This window comes from Nonomuraea jabiensis, from assembly GCF_014204795.1.
Classification (GTDB): domain Bacteria; phylum Actinomycetota; class Actinomycetes; order Streptosporangiales; family Streptosporangiaceae; genus Nonomuraea; species Nonomuraea jabiensis.
In genome coordinates this window covers 11822528-11845228 of record NZ_JACHMB010000001.1, presented here as the reverse complement: position 1 = coordinate 11845228, position 22701 = coordinate 11822528, and the positions used below count along the sequence as shown (strand labels likewise).

At 72.8% G+C, this 22701-nt stretch carries 27 protein-coding genes; 15 read left to right on the top strand and 12 right to left on the bottom strand.

The features are described from left to right. Nucleotides 1-20: 20 nt before the first annotated feature. The 3 genes from mihF to HD596_RS54155 all read right to left on the bottom strand — a co-directional run bounded on the left by mihF (nt 21) and on the right by HD596_RS54155 (nt 2170). Entirely contained in the window at nt 21-326 is a 306-nt protein-coding gene (gene mihF, locus HD596_RS54165) for an integration host factor, actinobacterial type (RefSeq protein WP_043641121.1), read from the bottom strand. A 102-nt stretch (nt 327-428) separates the two neighbouring features. Continuing rightward, nucleotides 429-833: a GlcG/HbpS family heme-binding protein gene (locus HD596_RS54160; protein ID WP_185077208.1), complete on the bottom strand. Its 405-nt coding sequence runs from the start codon at nt 831-833 to the stop codon at nt 429-431. Nucleotides 834-952: 119 nt separating this feature from the next. Further along, nucleotides 953-2170: an ROK family protein gene (locus HD596_RS54155; RefSeq protein ID WP_185077207.1), complete on the bottom strand. Its 1218-nt coding sequence runs from the start codon at nt 2168-2170 to the stop codon at nt 953-955. A 32-nt stretch (nt 2171-2202) separates the two neighbouring features. On the opposite strand from HD596_RS54155, the gene HD596_RS54150 reads away from it, so the two are divergent. The 10 genes from HD596_RS54150 to rbsK all read left to right on the top strand — a co-directional run bounded on the left by HD596_RS54150 (nt 2203) and on the right by rbsK (nt 13051). Beyond that, a complete protein-coding gene (locus HD596_RS54150; protein WP_185079318.1) occupies nt 2203-3423 on the top strand; it encodes an MFS transporter in 1221 nt (406 codons plus the stop codon). Between the two features lie 187 nt (nt 3424-3610). Then, a complete protein-coding gene (locus tag HD596_RS54145) occupies nt 3611-4678 on the top strand; it encodes a LacI family DNA-binding transcriptional regulator (RefSeq protein WP_185077206.1) in 1068 nt (355 codons plus the stop codon). Beyond that, on the top strand, nt 4675-5592 hold the full coding sequence (locus tag HD596_RS54140) for a carbohydrate ABC transporter permease (protein ID WP_185077205.1): 918 nt from the start codon (nt 4675-4677) through the stop codon (nt 5590-5592). The genes HD596_RS54145 and HD596_RS54140 overlap by 4 nt, the downstream gene beginning before the upstream one ends. Continuing rightward, the gene (locus HD596_RS54135) at nt 5592-6410 is read left to right on the top strand and encodes a carbohydrate ABC transporter permease (protein ID WP_185077204.1); all 819 of its coding nucleotides are present in this window, start codon (nt 5592-5594) and stop codon (nt 6408-6410) included. The genes HD596_RS54140 and HD596_RS54135 overlap by 1 nt, the downstream gene beginning before the upstream one ends. A 9-nt stretch (nt 6411-6419) precedes the next feature. Beyond that, nucleotides 6420-7727 carry an ABC transporter substrate-binding protein gene (locus HD596_RS54130; RefSeq protein WP_185077203.1) on the top strand — a complete coding sequence of 436 codons (1308 nt, stop codon included), beginning with the start codon at nt 6420-6422 and terminating at the stop codon, nt 7725-7727. Further along, nucleotides 7724-8704, top strand: a complete 981-nt coding sequence (locus HD596_RS54125) for an ADP-ribosylglycohydrolase family protein (protein WP_185077202.1) — start codon at nt 7724-7726, stop codon at nt 8702-8704. Before HD596_RS54130 ends, HD596_RS54125 begins: the two co-directional genes overlap by 4 nt. Nucleotides 8705-8710: 6 nt before the next feature. Then, nucleotides 8711-9676 (top strand): ADP-ribosylglycohydrolase family protein, encoded by a 966-nt coding sequence (locus HD596_RS54120; protein ID WP_221520036.1) that lies wholly within the window; start codon nt 8711-8713, stop codon nt 9674-9676. Then, on the top strand, nt 9673-10812 hold the full coding sequence (locus HD596_RS54115) for an ADP-ribosylglycohydrolase family protein (protein WP_185077201.1): 1140 nt from the start codon (nt 9673-9675) through the stop codon (nt 10810-10812). Before HD596_RS54120 ends, HD596_RS54115 begins: the two co-directional genes overlap by 4 nt. Beyond that, nucleotides 10809-12170 (top strand): ADP-ribosylglycohydrolase family protein, encoded by a 1362-nt coding sequence (locus HD596_RS54110; RefSeq protein ID WP_185077200.1) that lies wholly within the window; start codon nt 10809-10811, stop codon nt 12168-12170. The genes HD596_RS54115 and HD596_RS54110 overlap by 4 nt, the downstream gene beginning before the upstream one ends. Then, nucleotides 12167-13051, top strand: coding sequence for a ribokinase (gene rbsK / locus HD596_RS54105; protein WP_185077199.1), 885 nt, complete (start codon nt 12167-12169; stop codon nt 13049-13051). Before HD596_RS54110 ends, rbsK begins: the two co-directional genes overlap by 4 nt. Here rbsK and HD596_RS54100 read toward each other — a convergent pair. Together HD596_RS54100 and HD596_RS54095 are read right to left on the bottom strand one after the other, a co-directional pair. Next, nucleotides 13048-13614, bottom strand: a complete 567-nt coding sequence (locus tag HD596_RS54100) for a dihydrofolate reductase family protein (RefSeq protein WP_185077198.1) — start codon at nt 13612-13614, stop codon at nt 13048-13050. The genes rbsK and HD596_RS54100 overlap by 4 nt on opposite strands. A gap of 151 nt (nt 13615-13765) precedes the next feature. Then, complete coding sequence (locus HD596_RS54095) at nt 13766-14467, bottom strand: FadR/GntR family transcriptional regulator (protein ID WP_185077197.1); 702 nt, start codon at nt 14465-14467, stop codon at nt 13766-13768. A 54-nt stretch (nt 14468-14521) separates the two neighbouring features. On the opposite strand from HD596_RS54095, the gene HD596_RS54090 reads away from it, so the two are divergent. After that, nucleotides 14522-16243 carry a 2-isopropylmalate synthase gene (locus HD596_RS54090; protein WP_246555473.1) on the top strand — a complete coding sequence of 574 codons (1722 nt, stop codon included), beginning with the start codon at nt 14522-14524 and terminating at the stop codon, nt 16241-16243. Between the two features lie 17 nt (nt 16244-16260). Here the strand turns inward: HD596_RS54090 and pyrF are convergent, their stop codons facing one another. Further along, nucleotides 16261-17085, bottom strand: coding sequence for an orotidine-5'-phosphate decarboxylase (gene pyrF / locus HD596_RS54085; RefSeq protein ID WP_185077196.1), 825 nt, complete (start codon nt 17083-17085; stop codon nt 16261-16263). Nucleotides 17086-17207: 122 nt separating this feature from the next. On the opposite strand from pyrF, the gene HD596_RS54080 reads away from it, so the two are divergent. Continuing rightward, nucleotides 17208-17684, top strand: a complete 477-nt coding sequence (locus HD596_RS54080; protein WP_185077195.1) for a DUF2283 domain-containing protein — start codon at nt 17208-17210, stop codon at nt 17682-17684. A gap of 21 nt (nt 17685-17705) precedes the next feature. Further along, nucleotides 17706-18509, top strand: a complete 804-nt coding sequence (locus HD596_RS54075; RefSeq protein WP_185077194.1) for a Cof-type HAD-IIB family hydrolase — start codon at nt 17706-17708, stop codon at nt 18507-18509. 126 nt (nt 18510-18635) lie between these two features. Here HD596_RS54075 and HD596_RS54070 read toward each other — a convergent pair whose 3' ends face one another. The 5 genes from HD596_RS54070 to HD596_RS54050 all read right to left on the bottom strand — a co-directional run bounded on the left by HD596_RS54070 (nt 18636) and on the right by HD596_RS54050 (nt 20454). Further along, complete coding sequence (locus HD596_RS54070) at nt 18636-18887, bottom strand: hypothetical protein (protein WP_185077193.1); 252 nt, start codon at nt 18885-18887, stop codon at nt 18636-18638. A 14-nt stretch (nt 18888-18901) separates the two neighbouring features. Further along, on the bottom strand, nt 18902-19501 hold the full coding sequence (locus tag HD596_RS54065; protein WP_313047047.1) for a TIGR00645 family protein: 600 nt from the start codon (nt 19499-19501) through the stop codon (nt 18902-18904). A 20-nt stretch (nt 19502-19521) separates the two neighbouring features. Further along, complete coding sequence (locus HD596_RS54060; RefSeq protein WP_185077192.1) at nt 19522-19665, bottom strand: hypothetical protein; 144 nt, start codon at nt 19663-19665, stop codon at nt 19522-19524. A 151-nt stretch (nt 19666-19816) separates the two neighbouring features. Then, nucleotides 19817-20026, bottom strand: coding sequence for a hypothetical protein (locus HD596_RS54055; RefSeq protein ID WP_185077191.1), 210 nt, complete (start codon nt 20024-20026; stop codon nt 19817-19819). Nucleotides 20027-20112: 86 nt separating this feature from the next. Beyond that, entirely contained in the window at nt 20113-20454 is a 342-nt protein-coding gene (locus HD596_RS54050; protein WP_221520035.1) for a winged helix-turn-helix transcriptional regulator, read from the bottom strand. Between the two features lie 84 nt (nt 20455-20538). Between HD596_RS54050 and HD596_RS63220 the strand changes: the two genes are divergently transcribed. Together HD596_RS63220 and HD596_RS54035 are read left to right on the top strand one after the other, a co-directional pair. After that, nucleotides 20539-21402 carry an NADPH-dependent F420 reductase gene (locus tag HD596_RS63220; RefSeq protein WP_246555472.1) on the top strand — a complete coding sequence of 288 codons (864 nt, stop codon included), beginning with the start codon at nt 20539-20541 and terminating at the stop codon, nt 21400-21402. 105 nt (nt 21403-21507) lie between these two features. Further along, entirely contained in the window at nt 21508-21882 is a 375-nt protein-coding gene (locus HD596_RS54035) for a hypothetical protein (RefSeq protein WP_185077190.1), read from the top strand. Between the two features lie 157 nt (nt 21883-22039). Here the strand turns inward: HD596_RS54035 and HD596_RS54030 are convergent, their stop codons facing one another. After that, the gene (locus tag HD596_RS54030; protein WP_185077189.1) at nt 22040-22699 is read right to left on the bottom strand and encodes an endonuclease V; all 660 of its coding nucleotides are present in this window, start codon (nt 22697-22699) and stop codon (nt 22040-22042) included. Nucleotides 22700-22701 lie beyond the last annotated feature (2 nt).

Below are 22701 nucleotides of genomic sequence, written 5' to 3'. Positions count from 1 at the left end.
GGACCTGGCCGCTCGGGGGATCAGCCGAGCGCGTCGACCAGCTTCTTGCGCTGCTGGGCGCCCAGGCCGCCGAGGCGACGCTTCTCGTCGACGCCCGCCTCCTCCATCAGCGCGGTGGCCTTGGCCGGGCCGACGCCCTTGACGGCGCGCAGGGCCTGCGACACCTTGATCTTCTTCGCGATGTCGTCGTCGCGCTCGAGCAGCTGGGCGAACGTCAGCTCGCCGGCCTTGACCTTGGCGAGCAGGGCGGTGCGGGCCGCACGCGCCTCGGCGGCCTTGGCCAGAGCCGCCTGACGCTGCTCGGGGGTGAGAGTGGGAAGTGCCATCTCAGTTCTCTCCTCGGGGAGTTTACGTTCGGGATTCTGTTACCCGTGGTGCAGTGGCTAATCATGGCGGATACCAGCGGTTCGTGTTGCGAAAAGCGCCGCTCAACGTGTCCGCCAGACCTCCGCGGCCGCTTCCGCGCACACCACGTCCTGCGTGATCGCGCCTCCGCTGACGCCTATGCCGCCGACCACGCGTGCTCCCCCACCGTAGTCCGCCCAGAGCGGGATGCCGCCTCCGACGCAGACGTAATCCTCCCTGGGCAGGCCGTACAGGTCACCTCCCGGAGCCGTCCGCACGGCCAGCTCCGCGGTGGGTCTGCGCAGGGCCACCGAGGTGTACGCCTTGCCCTGCGCCAGACCCGGCCCCGCGATCTCCGCACCCTCCATACGCTGGAAAGACACCAGATGTCCGCCCTCGTCGACGACCGCCACGGAGATCACCGCGCCCTCGCGGATCGCCCGCCTGACGGCGGCCTCGGTCATGCGGAGCGCGAGCTCGAGATTCACGCGTGCTTCCCTCGGATCGCTCGGGTCATGATTGGTCTTCCTCCCATGCGTACCGCCCTTGGCCGGGCACGGCAAGATCGCTAGCATGGCTCGGGAAGGGGGAGCGGGCCGGAGCGGCTTCACCCCTTCAGCGTGGAATTCATCACATTCTGCCGCTCGGGCGTGTCGCGACCCTGGTCAGGCCGGTTTTCCCGCCACATTTCAACACACTCCGGCGTCAGGAAGGCGTCGAAGACCGACTCCATCCCCCCCACCAGCGCCCCGCGCCAGCCCAGCGCCGAGCCCTCGATCCTGGGCGGGTGGTCGCGGCGGATGGCCATGAGGCGGGGCTCGCAGGCCGCGAGGAGCGCCTTCCCGGCGCGCTCGCGCAGCTCCACGCCGTGCCCCGAGAGGGTCACGACCTCGGGGTCGTGGGCGTTGACGAGTGCCGCGATGCCGCGTCCGAGGGCTCTGGCGTTGGCCGCGACCGCCTCCTCGCTGGCGGCCAGCACCCGCTCGGCCTGCGCGCGCCCCCTACCGCCGCCGTAGGCGAGGCCGACGTGGCGGAGCAGGGCGTTCGCGCCGACGTCCATGCTCCAGCAGCCGATCGCGCCGCACGGGCAGGGGCGGTCGCCGCCGGTCAGCGGCATGTGGCCGAACTCGGCCCCCGTGCCGCTCGCCCCGCCCAGCGGCCGGCCGTCCACGACGAGCACGCCGCCGAGGTCGAAGTCCACGTGCAGGTGCACGCCCACCCGGACGCCCTGCAGCCGCCCCCTGCGCGCCTCGGCCAGCGCCGCGAACGCGGTGTCGTTGCCCACGACGAGGGCCGGGACGTCCGGGCCGAGCAGGCGGGGGACGTCGACCGACCGCCAGCCCAGGTGGGCGATGTCCACCAGGCCGCCGTGCCGGACCGGACCCGCGAAGGCGACCCCGAGGCCCACCACCCGGTGCCCGAGGCGGCGCCGGTGAGCGGCGACGGCCTCGCCCAGGGGCCTCAGGACACCCTCGGGAGTGCCGTCGTGCGGGCGCAGGTCAAGCGTCTCGGTCCGGCCGCCGAGCTCGCAGGCCGCCAGCTCCCAGGCGTCCTCCCGTACGTCGACGGCCAGGGCGAGCGGGCCGCGCGGATGCGGCCCCGGCACCTGCGTCGGGCGTCCCCGGGCGTGCTCCCGGGCGGGCTCCTCGTGCAGCAGTTCGTCCTCGGCGAGCCCGGCCACCAGCACCGACGCCGTCCCTCGCGCCAGGCGCAGGTCGCGGGTCAGCTGCGACCTGGTGCGGGTGGCCCCGCAGTCGTGTACGGCGCGCAGCAGCCGGACCCGGTTGTGCGCGCGAAGCTCGCCACTCGTCGTAGCACCGATCACGGACCACAGTTTATGCTCTAGCCGTGAACAAAATGCTCGTTGACGCCAGACGTGCTCGTGCCGGAGTGTTCGGATTCTTCTTCCTCGCCGGGTTCGTGATGGGCCTGTGGGCCGCCGGGCTCCCGTCCCTGAACGACCGGCTCGATCTCGGCCCCGCCAGGCTGGGCAGCGTCCTGCTGCTGATCTCGGGTGGCGCCCTGGTGTCGATGCTGGTGGCGGGGCCGCTGGTGGACCGGTGGTCCAGCCGCCGGGTGTGCTGGTTCGCCGGGCCCTTTTCGGGGCTGGTCCTGCTCGGCCCCGCCCTCGCGTCCTCGTACTGGGCCCTGGTGGTGCTCGCGGTGCTGTTCGGGATCGGGCTCGGGGTGACCGAGGTCGCCATGAACGCCCACTCCGTCGAGGTCGAACGCCGCTACGGCCGCCCTATCATCTCGGCCTTCCACGGCACGTGGAGCCTGGGCGGGGCGGCCGGCGGCGGGCTCACCTCGCTCGCGCTGCAGACCGGCGTGGACGCGCAGTGGCTGCTCATCGTGGCGGCGCTGGTCGTACCCCTCCTGTACGTGCCGGCGGCCCGCCTCCTGCTCCCCGACCCGCCCGCCCACACCACCGCGTCGGAGACCGGCGCCTCCTCCGGCTCGTCGCTGGGCTGGGGCCTTATCGCCCTGCTCGGCCTGGCCGCCTTCGCCGGGCACCTGAGCGAGGGCGCCGCCATCGACTGGGCCGCCCTGCACGCCCGGTGGGTGCTGGAGACGGATCCGGCCATGGCGCCGCTCGCGTACACGATCTTCTCGGTGGCCATGACCACCGTCCGCCTGCTCGGCGACCCCATCCGGGCCCGGCTCGGCTCGGTGCGCACCATCCAGCTCGCGGGCGGGTTCGCCACGGCCGGCTACCTCCTGGTCCTGGTCTCGCCCGCGGTGGGAGGCGCGCTCCAGATCGTCTGCGCCTGGACCGGCTGGGCGCTGGCGGGCGTCGGGCTGGCCACGGTGGTCCCGGTCCTCTTCAGCGCGGTCGGGGCCGCCGGGGGCCGTGTCGGCCGCGCCCTCGCCATGGTGACCGCCTTCGGCTACAGCGGCCTCCTCCTCGGGCCCGCCGTCCTGGGCTACGTGGCCGAGGCCTCGTCGCTGCCGGTCGCCCTGATCATCCCCGCGGTCATGGCCGCCGTCGTCGCCCTCAGCGGCACCCCCGCCATCCGCACCCTGACCCGCCTGCCCACCTCGACCCCCGACCCTGACCTCACCCCGGCCCGCGACTGAACCCCCACCCCCGCCGCGCACGGACCGCGGCGGGGTGGGAGCGTGGGAGACTGCTGAAAGTGGCTCTGAGCTGGCGTTATGCGATCGTGACTTGACCTGCAAGTTACGCGCATATTTCATGTCCCACACACCGTAAACGTTTACAGCACCTAGATCGTAAACGTTTACAGGACATGGAAGGACAGCCTTGGCCGACGGACCCACGATCAACACGATCGCCGAGCGTGCCGGTGTCTCGATCGCCTCCGTCTCGCGGGTGCTGAACGGCCTGCCGACCAGGCAGGAGACCGTGCGCAAGGTGATGGCCGCCGCCGACGAGCTCGGCTACGTGCGCAACGCCGTGGCCAGGTCGCTCAAGTCGCGCCGCACCCACCAGGTCGCCTTCGCCATGGCCGACGTCGGCAACCCCGCCTACCTGGCCATGCTCCGCCAGATCCAGCCCGTGCTGAAGGCCGCCGGATACCGGCTCGTGCTGCACTCCACCGACGCCGTCGTGGCCGACGAGATCGACGTGCTGCACAGCCTGGGTGAGCGGTACGTGGACGGGCTGATCATGAGCCCGCTGCGGGTCACCGAGGCGCACCTGCAGATGCTGGCCGCCGCCCGCACCCCCGTCGTGATCATCGGCCAGGTGCCCGACGGCACCCGCGTGGACAACGTACGGGCCGACTCGCGGACCGGCGTCAGGCTGGCGATCGATCACCTGTACGCGCTCGGCCGCCGCCGGATCGCCATGGTCAACGGCCCGCTGGACACCGTCCCCGGCGCCGCCCGCGGGGCCGCGTACCGGGAGGCGCTCCAGGACCTCGGCCTGCCCTACGACGAGAACCTCGTGCAGATCGGCGACTTCTACCGCGCGGAAGGGGGCCGTGCGGTGGCGGAGCTGCTCGCCAGGGTTCCCGACGTGGACGCGCTGATGTGCGCGAACGACCTGATCGCGCTCGGCGCGCTCGACGTGCTGCGCGCGGCGGGGCGGCGGGTGCCGCAGGACGTGGCGGTGGTCGGCATGGACGACACCGATCTGGCGGCCGCCTCCTGGCCGTCGCTGACCAGCGTCTCGCTGGGGTCGGCCGAGCGCGGCAAGGCCGCCGCCGAGCTGCTGCTGGAACGGCTGCAGGGAGGCGATCGCGAGCCGAGGCGGGTCACCGTGCCGCCCGAGCTCGTGATCCGCGCCTCCACCGCCGGGGAGCCGGTCGGGCCCGGTGGGCCGGGTGCCGGCTACGGGCAGCGTACGGACGAAGGAGGGAAGGCATGACGGCGACCGTGACGAGACCGGCGCCGCCGCGCGGGCCGCGGCGGGCCAAGCGCCGCAGGGTCTCGCGCCAGACGCGCGAGATGTGGCTGCTCATGCTGCCCGCCCTGGTGCCGGTGGCGCTGTTCAGCGTGGGCCCGCTGCTGTACGGCATCGGCCTGGCGTTCACCGACGCCCGCAACACCCGCAACCACGAGACGAGCTTCGTCGGCCTGGAGAACTTCGGCCGGCTGCTGACCGACGACGAGTTCTGGTCCTCGTTCAAGATCGGCGCGATCTGGGGCGTCTCCGTGACCGTGCTGCAGTTCCTGGCCGCGCTCGGCCTGGCGCTGCTGCTCAACGAGAACCTGCGGTTCCGGGGCGTGGCCCGGGTGCTGGCGGTGGTGCCGTGGGCGATGCCGCCGGTGGTCATCGGCCTGATGTGGAAGCTCGTCTACCACCCCGACGCGGGCATCCTGAACGACCTGCTGGGCACGGACATCAACTGGCTGGCCGACTTCTCGCTCGCGCTGCCGGCGATCATCGTGGTCGGCATCTGGACCGGCATGCCGCAGACCACGGTGGTCCTGCTGGCGGGCCTGCAGGGCATCCCCAAGGAGCTCTACGAGGCGGGCGAGGTGGACGGCGCCACCCGCTGGCGGCGGTTCTGGAACATCACGCTGCCGCAGCTCAGGCCGGTGATCGTGGCGATCACCTCGCTCGACTTCGTGTGGAACATCAACCAGTTCGGCCTGGTCTACGTGCTCACGCAGGGCGGGCCGGGCGGGCAGACGCGGCTGCCGATGCTGTTCGCGTACGAGGAGGCGTTCAGGTACCGGATGGCCGGTTACGCCTCGATGCTGGGCCTGGCGATGGCGATCGTCGTGCTGGCCGTGCTCGCGCTCTACCTGGGACGCCAGATGAGGGAGGCCAAGTGATGAGGCGCCTGTCGCAGTACGTGGCGCTGGTCGCGTACATCGTCTTCCTGGCGTTCCCGCTGGCCTGGCTGCTGTCGACGGCGCTGAAGACGCCGCGGGAGATGGCCCTGGCCGACCCCACGTGGATCCCGCGCGACCCGACGCTGGCCAACTTCGCCGACGCGTTCGGCGAGCAGGACCTGGTGGGCGCGGGGCTGCGCAGCCTGGTCGTGGCGCTGTTCAGCAGCGTGATCACGGTGCTGATCTCGCTGCCCGCCTCCTACGCGATGGCCCGCTACCGCAGCCTGCTCAACCGGATCGCCATCGGGTGGGTGCTGGTCAGCCAGGTGTTCCCGTTCATCCTGATCATCATCCCGCTCTTCATGATCCTGCGCGATCTGGACCTGGTGAACACGCTGCCGGGCCTGGTGGTCGTGCACGTGACGTTCACGCTGCCGTTCGCGCTGTGGATGCTGCAGGGGTACGTGCGCGCGGTGCCGCGCGAGCTGGAGGAGGCCGCGGCCGTGGACGGCGCGACCCGGCTGCGCTCGATCGTGAGCGTGGTCGCGCCGCTGCTGGCGCCCGGCGTGGTGGCCACGCTGCTGTTCTCGTTCATCTCGTCGTGGAACGAGTTCATGTTCGCGCTCGTGATCCTGCAGAACCCCGATGTCATGACGCTCCCGCTCACTCTGGTGCGGTTCACCGGTCCTGAGGGAGTGGCCAGGCTCGGCCCGCTGGCCGCGGCGTCGCTCATGGCGACGATCCCGAGCCTGATCTTCTTCGCAATCATTCAGCGGCGACTGAAGTCCGGCCTGATGGCCGGCGCCGTGAAGGGCTAGGAGGCTCACATGCGAATCAAGTCCGCTCTGGCGGCTGCGGCGGTCCTCGCGCTCGCCGCCGCGTGCGGCAGTGGAGGCGGCGGCGGTCAGTCGTCGTCCGCCCCCAACGAGCCGGTCAAGATCAATTTTCTCAGCCTGGCGTGGCAGAAGGAATCCGTCGCCGCGAACAAGCAGCTCGTGGACGAGTGGAACAAGGCCAACCCCAACATCCAGGTCACCTACGTCCAGGGCAGCTGGGACAACGTCAACGACCAGCTCGTCACCCAGTTCGCCGGCGGCACGGCGCCGGACGTCATCCACAACGACTCGCCCGCCCTGGCCGGCTTCGCCTCCGACGGCTACCTGCTCGACCTGAAGGACAAGCTGCCCGCCGAGCTCAAGAGCGACATCCCGCAGCCCGCCTGGGACACCGTCACCTTCGACGACGGCAAGGGCCAGCAGGGCGTGTACGGCGTGCCGTTCCTGCAGGAGTCGCAGGTCATCATCGCCAACAAGAAGCTGCTCGACGCCTCCGGCGCGCGCGTCCCGACGCCCGACAACCCCTGGACGTGGGACGAGTTCTCGGCCGCGGCGAAGAAGATGACCAAGGACGGCAACTTCGGCGTGGCCTGGCCGATGAAGTCGCCGGTCAACAAGACGCTCAACCTGGCGCTCAACTTCGGCGGCACGTTCTTCCAGACGGCCGACGGCAAGACCACGGTCAAGGTCGGCCCCGAGGAGCGCGAGGTGCTCCAGCGCATCCACGACCAGCTCTACAAGGACAAGTCCGCCGACCCGGCCGCGCTCGGCCAGGGCACCGCGGACCCGCTGCCGGCCTTCTACAAGGGCAAGTTCGCGCTGCTGCCCGCCGGCGTCTACCTGCGCCAGCAGGTCGCCGAGCAGGCGCCGGAGGGCTTCGAGTGGGTCACGCTCCCCGCGCCGAAGGGCACGAGCGCCCAGCAGGGCGCGGTCTCGCAGACGCTGTCGATCGCGCAGGACAGCAAGCACCCGGACGAGGCCATGAAGTTCATCGCCTTCTTCCTGAACGGCGCGAACCAGGCCAAGCTCGCCAAGGGCGACTGGCTCCTGCCGACCTCGCAGACGGCCGCCGCCGACCCGGCGATGACCACCAAGGAGAACGGCTGGGACGTGGCCACCGCCTCCGCCAAGAACCTCGTCGTGGCGCCGTTCCTCAAGGTGAACGGGTTCGACGAGTGGAAGAGCAAGGTCGCCACGCCGACCCTGCAGGAGTACTTCGCCAATAAGATCACCATCGACCAGGCGGCCTCGAAGCTGGTCGAGGACGGCAACAAGGTGTTGGAGCGGTACCAGCGGTGACTTATCGGGATAAAGCCCGTGGGTGTCTCCTCGGCCTCGCGGCCGGCGACGCCCTCGGGGCCCCGGCCGAGAACCTGCCGCCGTCGGAGATCCGGCGGCGGTGGGGCCGGCTCACGGAGATCGAGGGCGGCGGCACCGACGACACGGAGTACGCCATCTTCGCCGCCTCCCTCCTGGTGCGGCACGGGCACGCGCTGACCTCCGCCGACGTGGCGCGGGCGTACCGGCAGGAGATCATCCCACGGGTCACCGGGCCCATGCGCGGAGCCGGGTTCTCCGAGCTGGGCACCGTCGAAGCGCTTCGCCGCGGGCTGGAGCCGCCGCTGACCGGGCTGGCGCACTCGCACGGCTGGTCGGACGGGCTCGCGATGCGGGCGGCGCCGTACGGGGTGTTCTGCCCTGGCGATCCCGCGGAGGCGGCCCGGCTGGTGGAGCAGGACGGGCTGGTCAGCGGGTCCGGCGAGGGCATCCTGGGCGGCCGCGCGGTCGCCGGTGCCGTGGCCGCCGCGATGGGCGGGGCCTCGCCACAGGACGTCGTACGGGCGGCGCTGTCGGTGATCCCCGCCGACTCGTGGACCGCCCGCAACGTCGTCCGGGCCTGCGCGACCCTGCCGGCCACGAGCCCGATCATGGACCCGGCCGACGAGATCGCGCTCGTTGAGGCGTTGCACGAGGCCGTGGTCGTCAGGCACTACCCCTGGACCGACATCGCCCCCGAGGCCGTGGCGCTGGCGCTGGCGGCCGTGCTGGCCGGAGACGGCGACGTCGAGGCGTCCGTGACGTTCGGGGTGAGCCTGGGCCGGGACGCCGACACGATCGGCGCCATAGCCGGCGCGATCGCCGGAGCCATGCGCGGCGAGGGCGGCGTGCCCGAGCGGTGGGCGGCCAGGATCGGACCCGTGACGGGCAAATGCCTGCCCGTCGTGGCCGGAAGACACGTACTGGACGTCGCCGACGAACTGGCGGGAGGACTGTAGATCACGATGTCGGGGGACAGAATCAGGGGGGCCTTCGCCGGGCTCGCCGTCGGTGACGCCGCCGGATGGCCGGCGGCCAGGCACCGGGCGGCCCTGCACGCCCCCTGGAGCAGACGCCTGCACAGAGAGCTGGACACCTTCGCGGAGGAGCACGAGGTCACCACGCTGCCGGTCCCGTTCGCGCTCAACCAGCCCACGGCCCCGCTGGCCGTAGGCCCGTCCGACGACGCCGAATGGCTGGCCTGGACGGTGCTCACCATCGACCGGCCGAGAGCCGAGGCGTTCAGGGAGCTGCCCCGGGAGGGCGTCAGGGCACGGATCTCGGTGGCCACCGCGCTCGACAACCTCGCCAAGGGCGTCGAGCCGCCCGCGTCCGGGCACGACAACCCGCACCACTTCGACGACGCCGCCGCCGTCAGGGCCGTGGCGTTCGGCGTGCTGGGGCGGGACCCCACGCAGGACGCCCAGGTGACGAACGCCTATGACGGCGTCCTGGGCGCCCTGGCCATGGCCGCCGCCGTGGCCGAGGCCGTGCGGTCGGGCTCGGTGGCCGGGGCGGTGGAGGCGGCGCTGGCCGTCCTGCCCGAGGACACCGCCATCGGCCACAACGCCCGCGCGGCACTGGCCGTCACGCGCAAGGCGGGCGACCCGTTCGCGGCCGTGCCCGCCCTGGACGCCGCGCTGCTCGACCACGTCTACAGCTACGGCGTCGGCGCCGCGCAGACCGTGCCAGTGGCGCTGGCGCTGGCCGAGGCGGCGGCCGGCGACCTCGTACGGGCGGTGCCCGCGGCCGCCTGCCTGGCCGCGCTGGCCGACTCGGCGCCCGCGCTGACCGGCGCGCTCGCGGGAGCGTGCCGCGGGCTGGAGGCGATCCCGGAGGGGTGGATCGCCTCGGCCCGCACGCTGGCCGGTTGTTGCCTGCCCGATATGGCGGGCAGGGATTTGATCGAACTATCGGAGGGAATCGCATGACGCCGCTTGAGGACAGGGCCACTGGCTGCGTGGCGGGGGCGGCGGTCGGTGACGCGCTGGGCGGCGCGACCGAGGGCTGGACCCCCGAGCAGATCGTCGAGAGGTACGGGGGCCGCGTCGAGGGCATCGTGCCGCCGTTCAACGACGACTGGCGCAACGCCCGCCCCATCGCCCCGTACCACAAGGGCGACGGCCACATCACCGACGACACGTTGATGACGCACGCCCTGATCCGCGTGTACGAGAAGGCCGGCGGGCACCTGACCGCGTACTCGATGGCCGAGCACCTGGTGCCCGAGCTGATGGGCGAGCGGCGCTGGATCCCCGAGCTGGAGGCCGAGGCGCTGCCGCTGCAGCGGATCTTCCTGGCCGAGAAGTGGATCGTGGCCAGGCTCCACTACGGGCACGTGGACCCGCGCGAGGCCGGCGTCGGCAACATCGTCAACTGCGGCGCCGCCATGTACGTCGCCCCCGTCGGCATCGTGAACGCCGCCGACCCCGACGCCGCCTACGCCGAGGCCGTCGACCTGGCCGGCGCCCACCAGTCCAGCTACGGCCGGGAGGCCGCCGGGGTGATGGCCGCCGCCGTGGCCGAGGCCATGCGACCGGGCGCCACCGCGGACTCCGTGATCGCGGCCTGCCTGCGCCTGGCCAAGGACGGCACGAGGGCCGCCATCGAGTCCGTCTGCGAGGCCGCCGCCGGGCTGGGGCACTGGGACGGGTCGTTCGAGACGCTGCGCGCCGCCATGCGGCCCTACGACACGGTCGCCGACACCTACCGCGACCAGGGGCTGGGAGCCCGGCGGCCGAGCCGGGTGCACAGCATCGAGGAGCTGCCGCTGGCGCTCGGGTTCCTGGTGATCGCCAAGGGCGACTACCGCGAGACCGTGCTGGGCGGCGTCAACTACGGGCGCGACGCCGACTCGATCGCGTCCATGGGCGGGGCCATCGCGGGCGCCCTCGGGGGGCTGTCCGCGGTGCCGCCGGAGTGGGTCTCGCAGGTGGGGGCGGCCAGCCGCACGGACCTGGTGGCCCCCGGGCTCGCCATCGCGGAGGTCGCGCGCCGGGTACACGCCGACGACCTGGTACGGCGCCGCGCCCACGAGGCCGCCTTCGCCGACCTCGACCGCCGGTGATCCGCCTCACCTGGGTCCAGCCGGAGGACCTGATCGGGCACGAACTCCGCCAGGCCGCCGAGGACGGCCGGGCCTCCGGCCCCGACGCGGAGCGCGTGCGGAAGATCGCGGCCCGCTGGCACGGGGCGGGCGGCCACGACGCGCCCCCGCGCGCCGGGGCCTCCGAGCCGGGCGCGGCCCGGCTGCGGGACCTGGCCGGGGAACTGCTGGACGAGCTGGCCGCCGTCCCCTCCCCGCTGCCGGAGCCCTCGGACCTGGACGGCATCATCGCCGCCTGCCCGTCCTGGCCGGGCCCAGCCGCGAGATCGGCAGAGAGAGCGGCCGTGGATCCGGCGCGGGTGCTGGGCGCGTGGCAGGGGCGGGCGGCCGGGTGCGTGCTCGGCAAGCCCGTGGAGAAGATCCCGCGCGAAGGCATCAGGCAGATCGCCGAGGCCACCGGCAACTGGCCCATCCGCGGCTGGTTCACCGCCGAGGGACTCCCGGACGACGTCGCCCGCCGCTGGCCGTGGAACCGGCGCAGCGCCGTCAACTCCCTGGCCGAGAACATCGACGGCATCCCCGAGGACGACGACCTCAACTACCCGCTGCTGGCCCTGTCCGTCCTGGAGCGCCACGGGCGCGGCTTCACCACCGACGACGTGGCCAAGCTGTGGCTGGACGAGCTCCCCGCCGGCCGCACGTTCACCGCCGAACGGGTCGCGTACCGCAACCTCCTGGACGGCGTCGAGCCGCCCGCCACGGCCACCCGCCGCAACCCGTTCAGGGAGTGGATCGGCGCCCTGATCAGGGCCGACGTGTACGGCTGGAGCAACCCGGGCGACCCCGCCACGGCGGCGGAGCACGCCTGGCGCGACGCCCGCCTGACCCACACCGCGAACGGGATCTACGGGGCGATGTTCGTGGCCGCCATGTGCGCGGCCGCCCTGGTCGCCACCTCGCCCGAGGAGGTCGTACGGGCGGGCCTGTCGGTGGTGCCGGAGCGCTCGCGCCTGCACGAGGCGGTACGCCTGGCCGCCGCGGACGCCGCCCGCGAGGACGACTTCGAGCGGGTCGTCGACCTCCTGCACGAACGCCACGACGACCTGCACTGGGTGCACACCACCAACAACGCCGCCCTCGTCGCGGCCACGCTGATCCACGGCCGGGGCGACTTCACCGCCACGATCGCCGGAGCGGTGGCCGGCGGCTGGGACACCGACTCCGCCGGGGCCACGGCCGGGTCCGTCGCGGGCGCGCTGAACGGCGGCGTGCCGGACCGCTGGCGGATGCGTGACAGCCTGGCCAGCAGCCTGACCGGGTACGACGGGGTGGGGCTGGCCGCGCTGGCCGCCCGCACACAGGAGATGATGAAGCCATGATCTCGGTTTTCGGCAGCGCCAACATGGACCTCGTCGCCTACGTCGCCGAAGCCCCCAAGCGCGGCGAGACGGTCACCGGGCACCGGTTCCGCACCGTGCCCGGCGGCAAGGGGGCCAACCAGGCCATCGCCGCCGCCCGCGCGGGCGCGCACGTGGCCTTCCTCGGGGCGGTGGGCGACGACGGGTTCGGCGCGGAGATGCGCGCCACGCTGGCGCAGGCCGGGATCGACGTACGCGGCCTGCGCGAGGTGCCCGGGCCCAGCGGCATCGCGCACATCGTGGTGGACGACGAGGGCGGCAACTCGATCATCGTCGTCCCCGGCGCGAACGGCACCATCGCCGGCCCCTCGGGCGAGGACCTGGCCGCCATCGCCCGCTCGGACGCGCTGCTGCTCCAGCTCGAACTGCCCATGGAGGCCGTCGTGGCCGCCGCCCAGGCCGCCCAGGTCTCCGGCGTGCCCGTCTACCTCACCCCGGCCCCCGCCCGGCCGCTGCCCGACGAGCTCCTCGACGCGGTCACCACGATCGTCCCGAACGAGCACGAGGCCGCCGCCATCACCGGCGCCGCCGGCGCGGAGGCCGCGCTCGACGCGCTGCTGGAGCGGGTCGAGGAGGCGCTGATCACGCTGGGCTCCGAGGGCGCGCTGTACGGGTCGCGCTCGGGGGAGCGGCTGCGGGTGCCCGCGGTGAAGGTGGAGGCCGTGGACACGACCGCGGCCGGCGACACCTTCGTGGGCGCGTTCGCCGTGGCCAGATCGGAGGGGATGAGCGTGGCCGACGCGCTGGGCTTCGCGTCCACGGCGGCGGCGCTGTCGGTGCAGCGGGAGGGGGCCAGCACGTCCATGCCGACCCGCCACGAGATCGAGGCCGCCCTGCCTTAGCTATCGGCCCGCTCGTAGCGCAGCAGCGCCACCCCGGCGTCGAACGTCCGCGTCTCCACCAGGCGCAGGCCGGTCCGCTGTGCCAGCGGCGGGAACAGCGGCAGGCCGCCGCCGAGGACGACCGGGTGCACGATGATGTGGTACTCGTCGATCAGCCCCAGCTCGGTGAGCGCCCCGGCCAGCCGTGAGCCACCGTTCAGCAGGAGGTCCTCGCCGGGCTGGCTCTTCAGCTCGGCGACCTCCTTGGCGAGGTCGCCGGAGACGATCCGGGCGTCCCAGCCCGCCTCCTTCAGCGTGGTGGAGAAGACGACCTTCGGGGTGCTGCGCCAGACGGGGGCGAACTTGAGGTCGTGCGGGTCGTCCGAGATCGACTCCGCGTGGGGCCAGTAGCTGGACATCATCTCCCAGACGACGCGCCCGTACAGGAAGGTGCCGACGCGGGCGTGGACCTCGTCCCCGTACGCCGACAGCTCCGGCCCCATCGCCGGCCAGTCGAACTCCCCGTTCGGGCCCTCGATGTGGCCGTCGACGGAGGTGTGGACCCAGTAGATGAGCTTGCTCATGGCGTGCTCCTTCGCGTTGTGCTCATGACTGGGTCGGAGCCGTTCGCGCGTTCTTCACATCCCTTCCGAAGATTTTTTCTCCGGTGTCCAGAACAGCCTGACGGGTGCCTCGGGCCGTACTCCGGCCAGGAGGCCCGGCAGCAGCGCGGGGCTATGCGCCGTGCAGGTGGGCGAGCGTCCGCTCCAGCTCCGCCTGCAGGATCGCGGCCGCCGCGTCCCCGTCGCCGTCCCGGACGGCGGCCACCAGGTCCGCGTGCGTGTCGTGCCCGGGGTTGCGGTCGTGCGAGCGCAGCCCGAGCACCTCCACCAGGCCGATCAGCCCTTCGCGCAATGCCGGCGCGAACTCGGCGAACAGGTCGGTCAGCACCGGGTTGCCGGCCGCCGCGACGACCGCCGCGTGCAGGGCGATGTCGGCGTCCACGAACGCGGCGTCGTCCTGCGCCGCCGCCCGCTCCCGCGCCGCCAGCGCCTCCTCCAGCGCCGCGACGTCCTCCTCGGTGCGCCGCTGCGCGGCCATCCGGGCGGCCTGCGTCTCGACCATCATGCGCACCTCGTAGACGTCGGTGATGGCGGCCCGGCGCAGCCGGGCGGGCCAGTCCTCGGAAATCACAGTGGCGATCTCCGTGGCGATCACGAACACGCCCGAGCCCTGCCGGGCCTGCACCAGCCCCGCCCCCGCCAGCGCGCGCAGCGCCTCCCGGACCGTCGAACGCCCCACTCCCAGCGTCTTGGCCAGGGCGTTCTCGCCGGGCAGGCGGGTGCCCACGGGCCACTCGCCCTGCGTGATCTGCTCGCGCAGGTGCTGGGTGGCCTGCTCGACGAGCGGGCTGGGGCGGAGGGAGCCGAGCGGCATCGAACGCACCTCTCAGGTTGTCTGAGGACCTGTGTTGTGTTTAGTGTAGCCGTCATGACGCCCTCCGTGTACGCCTGGAACCGTCAACGTCCCAGCACCATGCCCTACCACCGCTACAAGCCCGCCCACGAGCGCGTCGAGGTGCCGCTCGCCGAGCGCGACTGGCCGTCCGCGCGCATCACGCGGGCCCCGCTCTGGGTGCCCGTGGACCTGCGCGACGGCAACCAGGCGCTGGCCGAGCCGATGGACCCGGCACGCAAGCGCCGGATGTTCGACCTGCTGGCGGGCATGGGGTTCAAGGAGATCGAGGTCGGTTACCCCTCCTCCAGCCGGCTCGACTTCGACTTCGTCCGTCACCTGGCCGAGCCCGGCGTCGTGCCGGAGGACGTGACCGTGGTCGTGTTCACGGCCGCCAGGCGGGACCTGATCGAGCGCACGTTCGCCGCCATCGAGGGGCTGCCCCGCGCGGTCGTGCACCTCTACACCGCCACCGCCCCCACCTGGCGGGACGTGGTGCTCGGCCACGACAGGCGCGAGCTGCGCGCCCTGATCATGGACGCCGCCGGGCACATCGCCCGGCTCGCGGACGGCCTCGACGTGCGCTTCCAGTTCTCGCCGGAGGTGTTCAACCTCACCGAGCCCGACTACGTGCTGGAGGTCTGCAACGACCTGACGGCCCTGTGGGACGCCGCGCCGGACCGCCCGGTGATCCACAACCTGCCCGCGACGGTCGAGGTGGCCACCCCCAACGTGTACGCCGACCAGATCGAGTACATGCACCGCCACCTCGACCGCAGGGACGCGGTGATCCTCTCGGTGCACCCGCACAACGACCGCGGCACCGGCGTGGCCTGCGCCGAGCTGGCCGTGCTGGCCGGCGCCCAGCGGGTGGAGGGCTGCCTGTTCGGCAACGGCGAGCGGACCGGCAACGTGGACCTGGTCACCCTCGCGCTCAACCTGCACTCCCAGGGTGTGGACCCCATGCTCGACCTGTCCGACATCGACGAGATCCGCCGGGTCGTGGAGCACTGCAACCGGCTCCCCGTGCCCGACCGCCACCCGTACGCGGGCGACCTGGTCTACACCGCCTTCTCCGGCACCCACCAGGACGCCATCGGCAAGGGCCTGGCCCACCACGCCAAGCGGGCCGCCGAGCTGGGCGTGCCGCCGGAGCAGGCGCCGTGGGAGGTGCCGTACCTGCCCATCGACCCCGCCGACGTGGGCCGCGGCTACCAGGCGGTCATCCGGGTCAACAGCCAGTCGGGCAAGGGCGGCATCGCCTACCTCCTGCGCACCCGCTACGGCCTGGAGCTGCCCCGCCGCCTGCAGATCGACTTCTCCTCGGTCGTGCAGCGCGCCACCGACGGCAGCGGCGAGGAGATCACGGCCGAGCAGCTGTGGGAGCTCTTCCACGCCACCTACCTGGCGCCGGGGGAGAGCGGCGCGCTGGCCGAGTGGAGCACGAGGGAGACGGCGCCGGGCGTGCACGAGTTCGCGGGCACGCTGCGGTCGGGACGCCGGCTGCGCGGCACCGGCAACGGGCCACTGTCCGCGCTGACCGCCGCGCTCGGCGACGACGGGATCGACGTGGACATCCTCCACTTCGCCGAGCACGCCCTGGACCCGGGCCGGGGCAGCCGCGCCATCGCCTACGTGGAGGCCCGCGTCGGCGGCGTCACCAGCTGGGGGGCGGCCCAGGACACCTCGGTCCTGACCGCCTCGGCGCACGCCGTGCTGGCCGCCGTCAACCGGGTGCTGGCCGCCGCGCCGGCCTGATCACCGGCGGGCGCGGCTCACGCCTGGGTGGCGATCTTCGCGTCCAGGTGGGCCGCGCACTCGTCGCGGAAGTAGAGGGTATGCGAGCGCAGCCGCTTGGGGTCGGCCAGGACCGCCCGCGAGACCGAGGGCACGACGGCGTGCCGTACGGAGGCGAACAGCCGCGCCACGTCGGCGGGAGAGGCTCCCTGGGCGCCCAGCCCCGGCGCGAGGATGGGGCCGTTGAGGTCGTCCAGCGAGTGCTCCAGCTCGGGCAGCGTGGCCCCCATCACGACCCCGATGGGCCCCAGCGGCTCGTGCCCGGCGTTCGCCGCGGCGACCCCGGCGAGCACCTGGTCGGCCACGAGCCGCTGCAGCGGGGCCGCCTCCGGGTTGGAGGTGCGGGCCAGCACGAAGACGCCGGCGTCGTTGGCCATGGCCGATTGGATCGCGCCCTCCAGCGACCCGAACCCGAGATACGGGCTCAGCGTCACGGCGTCGGCGGCCAGCGGGCTGCCCCGGTCGAGGTAGGCCTCGGCGTAGGCGGCCATCGTGCTGTCGATGTCACCCCGCTTGACGTCGAGGATCACCAGCGTCCCGGCCTCGCGCAGGTCGGCGATGGTGCGTTCCAGCACCGCGATGCCGCGGCTGCCCCAGCGCTCGTAGAAGGCGGACTGCGGCTTGACCAGGGCCGCCACGTCGCCGACGGTCTCGACGACCGTGCGGCTGAAGCGTTCCAGACCGGCGGGCGAGTCGTCGAGCCCCCAGGCGTGCAGCAGCGCCGGGCTCGGATCGATGCCCACACAGAGCGGCCCGCACTCGTCGAGCCTGGCTCGAAGGCGCGTCCCGAATGACTCGTTCATCTCTTGGGCCCCCTTACGACCGTAGGCAGCCTAGCTTGCGGCGGCCGTAGCCAGAAACGCTTACTTCGGCGACGGTATGGGATCGGGCCTTCAAGTGTCTTTCATGGGGTAGATCAGGCTACATGTACGAGATCGCCCATCGGGTGCTGGTGCTGCGTACCGATCCGCCGCGTGATGTCACCGTGACGGTCGGCGTGCCTTACGAGGAGCCGACGGGGGACTGGTCGTGCCCGTACCGGATCGACGGGCTCGACGGGTGGGAGCACGAGCGGAAGGTCACCGGGGTCGACTCGCTGGAGGCGGTCGAGCTGGCCCTGGCCATGGTCCGGGCCGCGCTGGCGGGCTCGCACGAGGCCAAGGAGGGGCTGCTGAGCTGGGAGGAGGCGCCGTCCGGGCAGCGGCCGCAGACGGTGTACGTGAGCGTGGACAAGATCCGAGATATCGCCTATATCGCGATGAAGCACGAAATAGCGCCAGAAGAGGTGGTAAGTCAGGTTGAAGTGGCGGATGTCGTTCTCGATTTCGGCGACGCCGGGCAACTCCTCGGCCTGGAGCTGTCGAACGCGGCCGGGCGGCTCCCGCCCGAGATGCGGAGCTGAAAGATCGGCATAATCGGCACCGTGAACCCCGGCTTCCTCCCCCGCCTCGTGGCCACCGACCTCGACGGAACCCTTCTCAACTCCTCACGCGCCATCACCCCCCGCACCATCGAGGCCCTTCGGACCGCCCGCGCGGCCGGAGCCGAGATCGTCTTCGTCACGGCCAGGGCGCCGCGCGGCGTCCGCGCGATCGCCGATCAGGCGGGCGTCACGGGCGTCGCGATCTGCAGCAACGGCGCGATCGTGTACGACCTGGCCACCGACGAGATCCTCACCAGCCGGCTCCTGGACCGGACGGCGGCCGACAGGGTCGCGAAGGCCCTGGCCGCGGCCCTGCCCGGAGTCGGCCTGGCCGTCGAAACGGGCCGGGGCCTGCTCGCCGAGGCCGCCTACACCAGGCGCATCGTGGAGGACCTGGCCTACTACCGCGAGGTGAGCTCCGTCTTCGACGGCGACGACCCCATCGTCAAGCTGCTCGCCCAGTCGCACACCAGCACGGCGGACGAGATGGTCGCGGCCGTCATGGCGGGGATCGAGGGGCTGGCCGAGGTCACGCACTCCGGCGTGACCGGGCTCCTGGAGATCAGCGCTCCCGGGGTGACGAAGGCGAGCACGCTCGACATGCTGTGCCGGGAGCGGGGGATCGCGCCCGGCGAGGTGGTGGCCTTCGGCGACATGCCGAACGACCTGCCCGTGCTCGCCTACGCGGGCGCCGGATACGCCATGGCCAACGCGCACCACCTGGTGCTGGCGGCGATCGAGCGGCGCACGCTGTCCAACGACGAGGACGGCGTGGCCGCGGTGCTGGAGGAGCTGTACGGCTGAGGACCGCTGCCGGCCCGCCGACGTGCCCGCCCGCCCCGTGGTGCGTGCCCGCCCGCTGCGGCCGACGTGCCCGCTCTCGCCCCGCGGTACGTGCCCGCCCGCCCCCGCAGGCGGGCACGTACCGCGTCAGGCGTCGTCGTCCGACACCCGGGAGGCGCCCTGGCAGGTGGTGGGCGACTTGCCGAGCAGCGGGAGCAGCGACCCGCAGGTGCTCACGGGCAGCGACACCGGCTCGATGATCTCGTCGTTGAAGACGGTCACGTTGCCGATCAGGGGCGGTGGACCGCTCGGCCCGGCGGCCTCGCCCTCGGCGTGCGCGGCGCCCGCGAGCGAGCAGGCGAACACCGCGATCGTCACGATGACGGCCGGCCGCCGCATCGGAGCGCTCCGGGCTAGGCGGCGACCCGTTCCTGCTGCCGGGTCGACTGCCGCTCGCCGCCGTTCGTCTCGGCCTCGCGCCGCGCGCCCGCCATGATGCGGTCGATCAGCGCCAGCGCCAGGGCCGAGACCACGAAGGTCAGGTGGATCAGCGTTTTCCACAGCAGCTCCCTGTCGGTGATGGTGGGTCTGGACGCGTTGATGAAGATCTGCAGGAGGTGGACGGACGAGATGCCGATGATCGCCATGGCCAGCTTGACCTTCAGCACGTTGGCGTTGACGTGGGAAAGCCATTGGGGCTGGTCGGGGTGCCCATCGATGCGAATCCGGGAGACGAACGTCTCGTAGCCGCCGATGATGACCATGATGAGCAGGTTGGAGACCATGACCACGTCCACGAGGCCGAGGACGATCAGCATGACGGTGGTCTCCGGTGGCGAGCCGCCGAACCCGAGCTCGATCAGATGGAGCAGCTCCAGCATGAACCGCCACGTGTAGACGATCTGGGCGAGGATCAGCCCCAGGTAGAGCGGCGCCTGGATCCACCGGCTGAGGAACATGAAGTAGCCGACATATCCGGACATGGTCCGGGACTCCGGTGGGGTGTCGGCCACGGGCACCTGCGCGAGCCGCACTAGGACGTGAAGACGTTGACGTGCTGGACCCAGGTCTCGACGCGCACGATGGGCGGGTCGGTGGTGAGCTTGTCGAAAGCGATGGAGGGTAGGGCGCCCGCCAGCGCGAGTGCGGCGACGGCGGTCAGGACGCGGACCTTCAAAGGATCTCCTAGCTGCTCTGCGCTATCGGATGGACTGGGCTTGCGCTGTGGGGGGAACTGATCGGCCACCGCGGCGGGCGGCGCGGCCGGCTCTGCCGCGCCGCCCGCCCGGATCACCGGATCGGCCGGGGACGTGCCCAGGCTGAGCCGGTCAGGGTTGGAAGCAGCTCACGGCCGGCACCTCGGCCGGCACGGCCGGGGCGGTCGGGTCGATCAGTGTCGTGGCGCCGGCGCCGGCCTCGGCCAGGCAGGGGACCAGGGTGAGGGGATCCACCACGGCGTAGGACGCCGGGGCGGAGAGCAGGGCCAGGCCACCGGCGACGGCCGCGACGGCGGCGATCCTGCGGGGGGAGAAACGCATGGAACCTCCTGGGAGACGGTAACGAACAACCGTCGTCTAGCTACCCTAGGTAGTGATCCAGTAACGCTCCGTATATTAGAATGCTCTCACGAATCCCAGCGGTCCTGCGCGGCCATGACCTCGTCGGCATGGTCGTGCGCCCACGCCCCGAACGCCTCGATCGGGCCGAGGAGCGTGCGGCCGAGGTCGGTCAGCTCGTACTCGACGCGGGGCGGGGCCTCCGCGTACGTGCGGCGCGCGACCAGGCCGTTGAACTCCAGGCGGCGCAGCGTCTCGGTGAGGACCTTGGTGCTGATGCCGCCGATCTCCGCGCGCAGCCGCCCCGGCCGCCGCGGGCCGTGGCGCAGCGCCCACAGGACGACCGCGTTCCAGGTGTTGGCCAGCAGGTCGAAGGCCAGCCGGGCCTGGCAGTCGGCGATGAACCCCAACGAGGCCTCCGTTAGGCACCAAATGGTGTGTGACGGGCTTTTTACAGTCTTCCTACTTACCAGTTCATGCGACGGAGGACGAACATGCGTATCGGGATCCTGGGGGCGGGCGGCATGGCGGACGCCCTGGGCACGCAGTGGGCCAGGGCGGGGCACGAGGTGATGATCAGCGGCAGGGACGCCGCCGCGACCGCGACCCGGGCCGCAGCCATGACGGCCGAGGCGGCCCGCACACGGACCGAGCCGGCGGGCACGCAGACCGGCGTGACGGACACGCGGGCCGGCGTGGCGGACGCGCGGGCCGGCGTGGCGGACGCGCGGGCCGGCGTGGCGGGCACGGCGGCGGAGGTGGCGGGCGCCCGGGGCGTCGCGGCCGGCGCGGCGGCGGCCGAGGTGGTGGGCGCGCCGGTCGGCGTGGTCGGTGCGGACGGTCAGGTGGCGGGTGCGCGGACTGAGGTGGTGGGTGTGCGGGCCGGGAGTTGGGCGGAGGCGGCGGCGTTCGGGGAGGTTGTGATGGTGGCCGTCAGGCAGGCGGGGCTGACCGGCGTGCTGGAGTCCGCCGGCGCGGCGCTGCGCGACAAGCCGCTCATCGACGTGGCCAACGCCGAGGGCCCGTACGACCCCGCCCACCCCATCGCCCCGCTGATCCGCGACCTCACGGGAGGGCACGTGGTGAAGGCGTTCAACCTGTGCCACGTGGACGTGTGGCGGCTGACGCCGCCGGTGTTCGACGGCAGGCCGCTGGCGGTGCCGCTGTGCGGTGACGACCCGGCCGCCCTGGCCGCGGTGCGTACGCTGGTCGCCGACCTCGGCTGCACCCCGGTGGACGGCGGCGGGCTCGACCGGGCTGTGCTGCTGGAGGCGACGGCCGCGTTCATGATCGGGCTCTGGTTCGGCGGTGCCGACGCCCAGGCCGTGCTCCCCCCGGTGGCCTATTCGGGCGCCTGAGCCGTACGCCCGGCGGCGTATCGGGGATGACGACGAGCGGCGGATGCCCGCCGGTGGGCCCGCCACGATCCTGGAGACCGCAGCCGAGGTCGAAGGAGAGATCCAGTGGTAACCCAGGTCGCCAAGGGGAACGGGTACGTGACCGCGTTCAAGGCCGTGGTCGTCCTCAACACGCTGTCCGTCCTGGCGCAGGCCGTGACGGCCGGGCAGCTGATGAGCGGGGGAGGGGCGGGCTCGCACGGCATGGGGGCGCTGGCCGTGCACGTGCTGGGGCTGCTGCAGCTCGTCGCGGCAGTCCTGCTGTGGCGGCCCGGCCGGGGCCCGGGCTGGCCCGCGCTGGTCGGACTGGCGGTGCTGCTGCTCGGCTTCCTCCAGTCCGCCCTGGGCGGTTCGGGGGTGCTGGCGGTGCACGTGCCGCTCGGGATGACCCTCTTCGGGCTCAGCGTCTGGCTCCTCGTCTGGGCCTGGCGCCCGCAGTGAGGGCCGAGGTCAGCCGGGGTGGCGGCCCTGGTGGTCGGCGAGGGCATCAGCCGGGGTAGCGGGCCGGGTGGTCGGCGCGGGCGTCTGTGGGGGTGGCTGGCCGGGTGGTCGGCGCGGGCGTCAGCCGGGTTGGCTGGCCGGGTGGTCGGGGCGGGCGTCAGTCGGGGTGGCGGGCCAGGTGGTCGGCGCGGCGGATCGGGTCGGGGAGGCGGTAGCGCGGGGCCAGGCGCAGGACCTGGTCGGTGACCGTGTCCAGGGAGATGCGGTGGCCCTGGGAGACGTACACCGGCTTGATCTCGCGCTGTGTGCGCAGCGCGCGGCCGACGACGGCGCCCTCGTGGACGATCGGCGCCCAGTCGCCCCGCTCCGGCCCCGGCGGCTCGTGCGTGCCGACGAAGGGCGTCTTGCCCACGCCGAGCGCGGGCAGGCCGGTCAGCACGCCCAGGTGGCAGGCCAGGCCGAAGCCGCGCGGGTGCGCCAGCCCGTACCCGTCGCAGACCAGCAGGTCGGGCGTCACCGTGAGCCGTTCGAGCGCCTCCACCAGGGCGGGCAGCTCCCGGAAGGCGAACAGCCCCGGCACGTACGGGAACGCCACCCGGCCGCGCACCGTCACCTCCTCCACCGTCGCCATCGTGCCGGCGTCGAGGACGACCACGGCGGCCGTGAGGGCGTCCTCGCCGTGATAGTGCACGTCCAGGCCCGCGACCAGGGCGAAGTCGACGGGACCGGTGAGCTCGACGCGTCCGCGGAGCCGGTCCTGGACGGCCTCGGCCTCGGCGGTGGTGGTGGGCCATGGGTGAAGCTGCTGTACCTGCACCC

What these genes read in the sequence shown, in the direction of transcription:
- mihF (WP_043641121.1), bottom strand. Translation starts at nt 326, where the DNA reads ATGGCACTTCCCACTCTCACCCCCGAGCAGCGTCAGGCGGCTCTGGCC.
- HD596_RS54150 (WP_185079318.1), top strand. Translation starts at nt 2,203, where the DNA reads ATGCTCGTTGACGCCAGACGTGCTCGTGCCGGAGTGTTCGGATTCTTC.
- HD596_RS54140 (WP_185077205.1), top strand. Translation starts at nt 4,675, where the DNA reads ATGACGGCGACCGTGACGAGACCGGCGCCGCCGCGCGGGCCGCGGCGG.
- HD596_RS54135 (WP_185077204.1), top strand. Translation starts at nt 5,592, where the DNA reads ATGAGGCGCCTGTCGCAGTACGTGGCGCTGGTCGCGTACATCGTCTTC.
- HD596_RS54130 (WP_185077203.1), top strand. Translation starts at nt 6,420, where the DNA reads ATGCGAATCAAGTCCGCTCTGGCGGCTGCGGCGGTCCTCGCGCTCGCC.
- HD596_RS54120 (WP_221520036.1), top strand. Translation starts at nt 8,711, where the DNA reads ATGTCGGGGGACAGAATCAGGGGGGCCTTCGCCGGGCTCGCCGTCGGT.
- HD596_RS54115 (WP_185077201.1), top strand. Translation starts at nt 9,673, where the DNA reads ATGACGCCGCTTGAGGACAGGGCCACTGGCTGCGTGGCGGGGGCGGCG.
- rbsK (WP_185077199.1), top strand. Translation starts at nt 12,167, where the DNA reads ATGATCTCGGTTTTCGGCAGCGCCAACATGGACCTCGTCGCCTACGTC.
- HD596_RS54100 (WP_185077198.1), bottom strand. Translation starts at nt 13,614, where the DNA reads ATGAGCAAGCTCATCTACTGGGTCCACACCTCCGTCGACGGCCACATC.
- HD596_RS54095 (WP_185077197.1), bottom strand. Translation starts at nt 14,467, where the DNA reads ATGCCGCTCGGCTCCCTCCGCCCCAGCCCGCTCGTCGAGCAGGCCACC.
- HD596_RS54090 (WP_246555473.1), top strand. Translation starts at nt 14,522, where the DNA reads ATGACGCCCTCCGTGTACGCCTGGAACCGTCAACGTCCCAGCACCATG.
- pyrF (WP_185077196.1), bottom strand. Translation starts at nt 17,085, where the DNA reads ATGAACGAGTCATTCGGGACGCGCCTTCGAGCCAGGCTCGACGAGTGC.
- HD596_RS54080 (WP_185077195.1), top strand. Translation starts at nt 17,208, where the DNA reads ATGTACGAGATCGCCCATCGGGTGCTGGTGCTGCGTACCGATCCGCCG.
- HD596_RS54070 (WP_185077193.1), bottom strand. Translation starts at nt 18,887, where the DNA reads ATGCGGCGGCCGGCCGTCATCGTGACGATCGCGGTGTTCGCCTGCTCG.
- HD596_RS54055 (WP_185077191.1), bottom strand. Translation starts at nt 20,026, where the DNA reads ATGCGTTTCTCCCCCCGCAGGATCGCCGCCGTCGCGGCCGTCGCCGGT.
- HD596_RS63220 (WP_246555472.1), top strand. Translation starts at nt 20,539, where the DNA reads ATGCGTATCGGGATCCTGGGGGCGGGCGGCATGGCGGACGCCCTGGGC.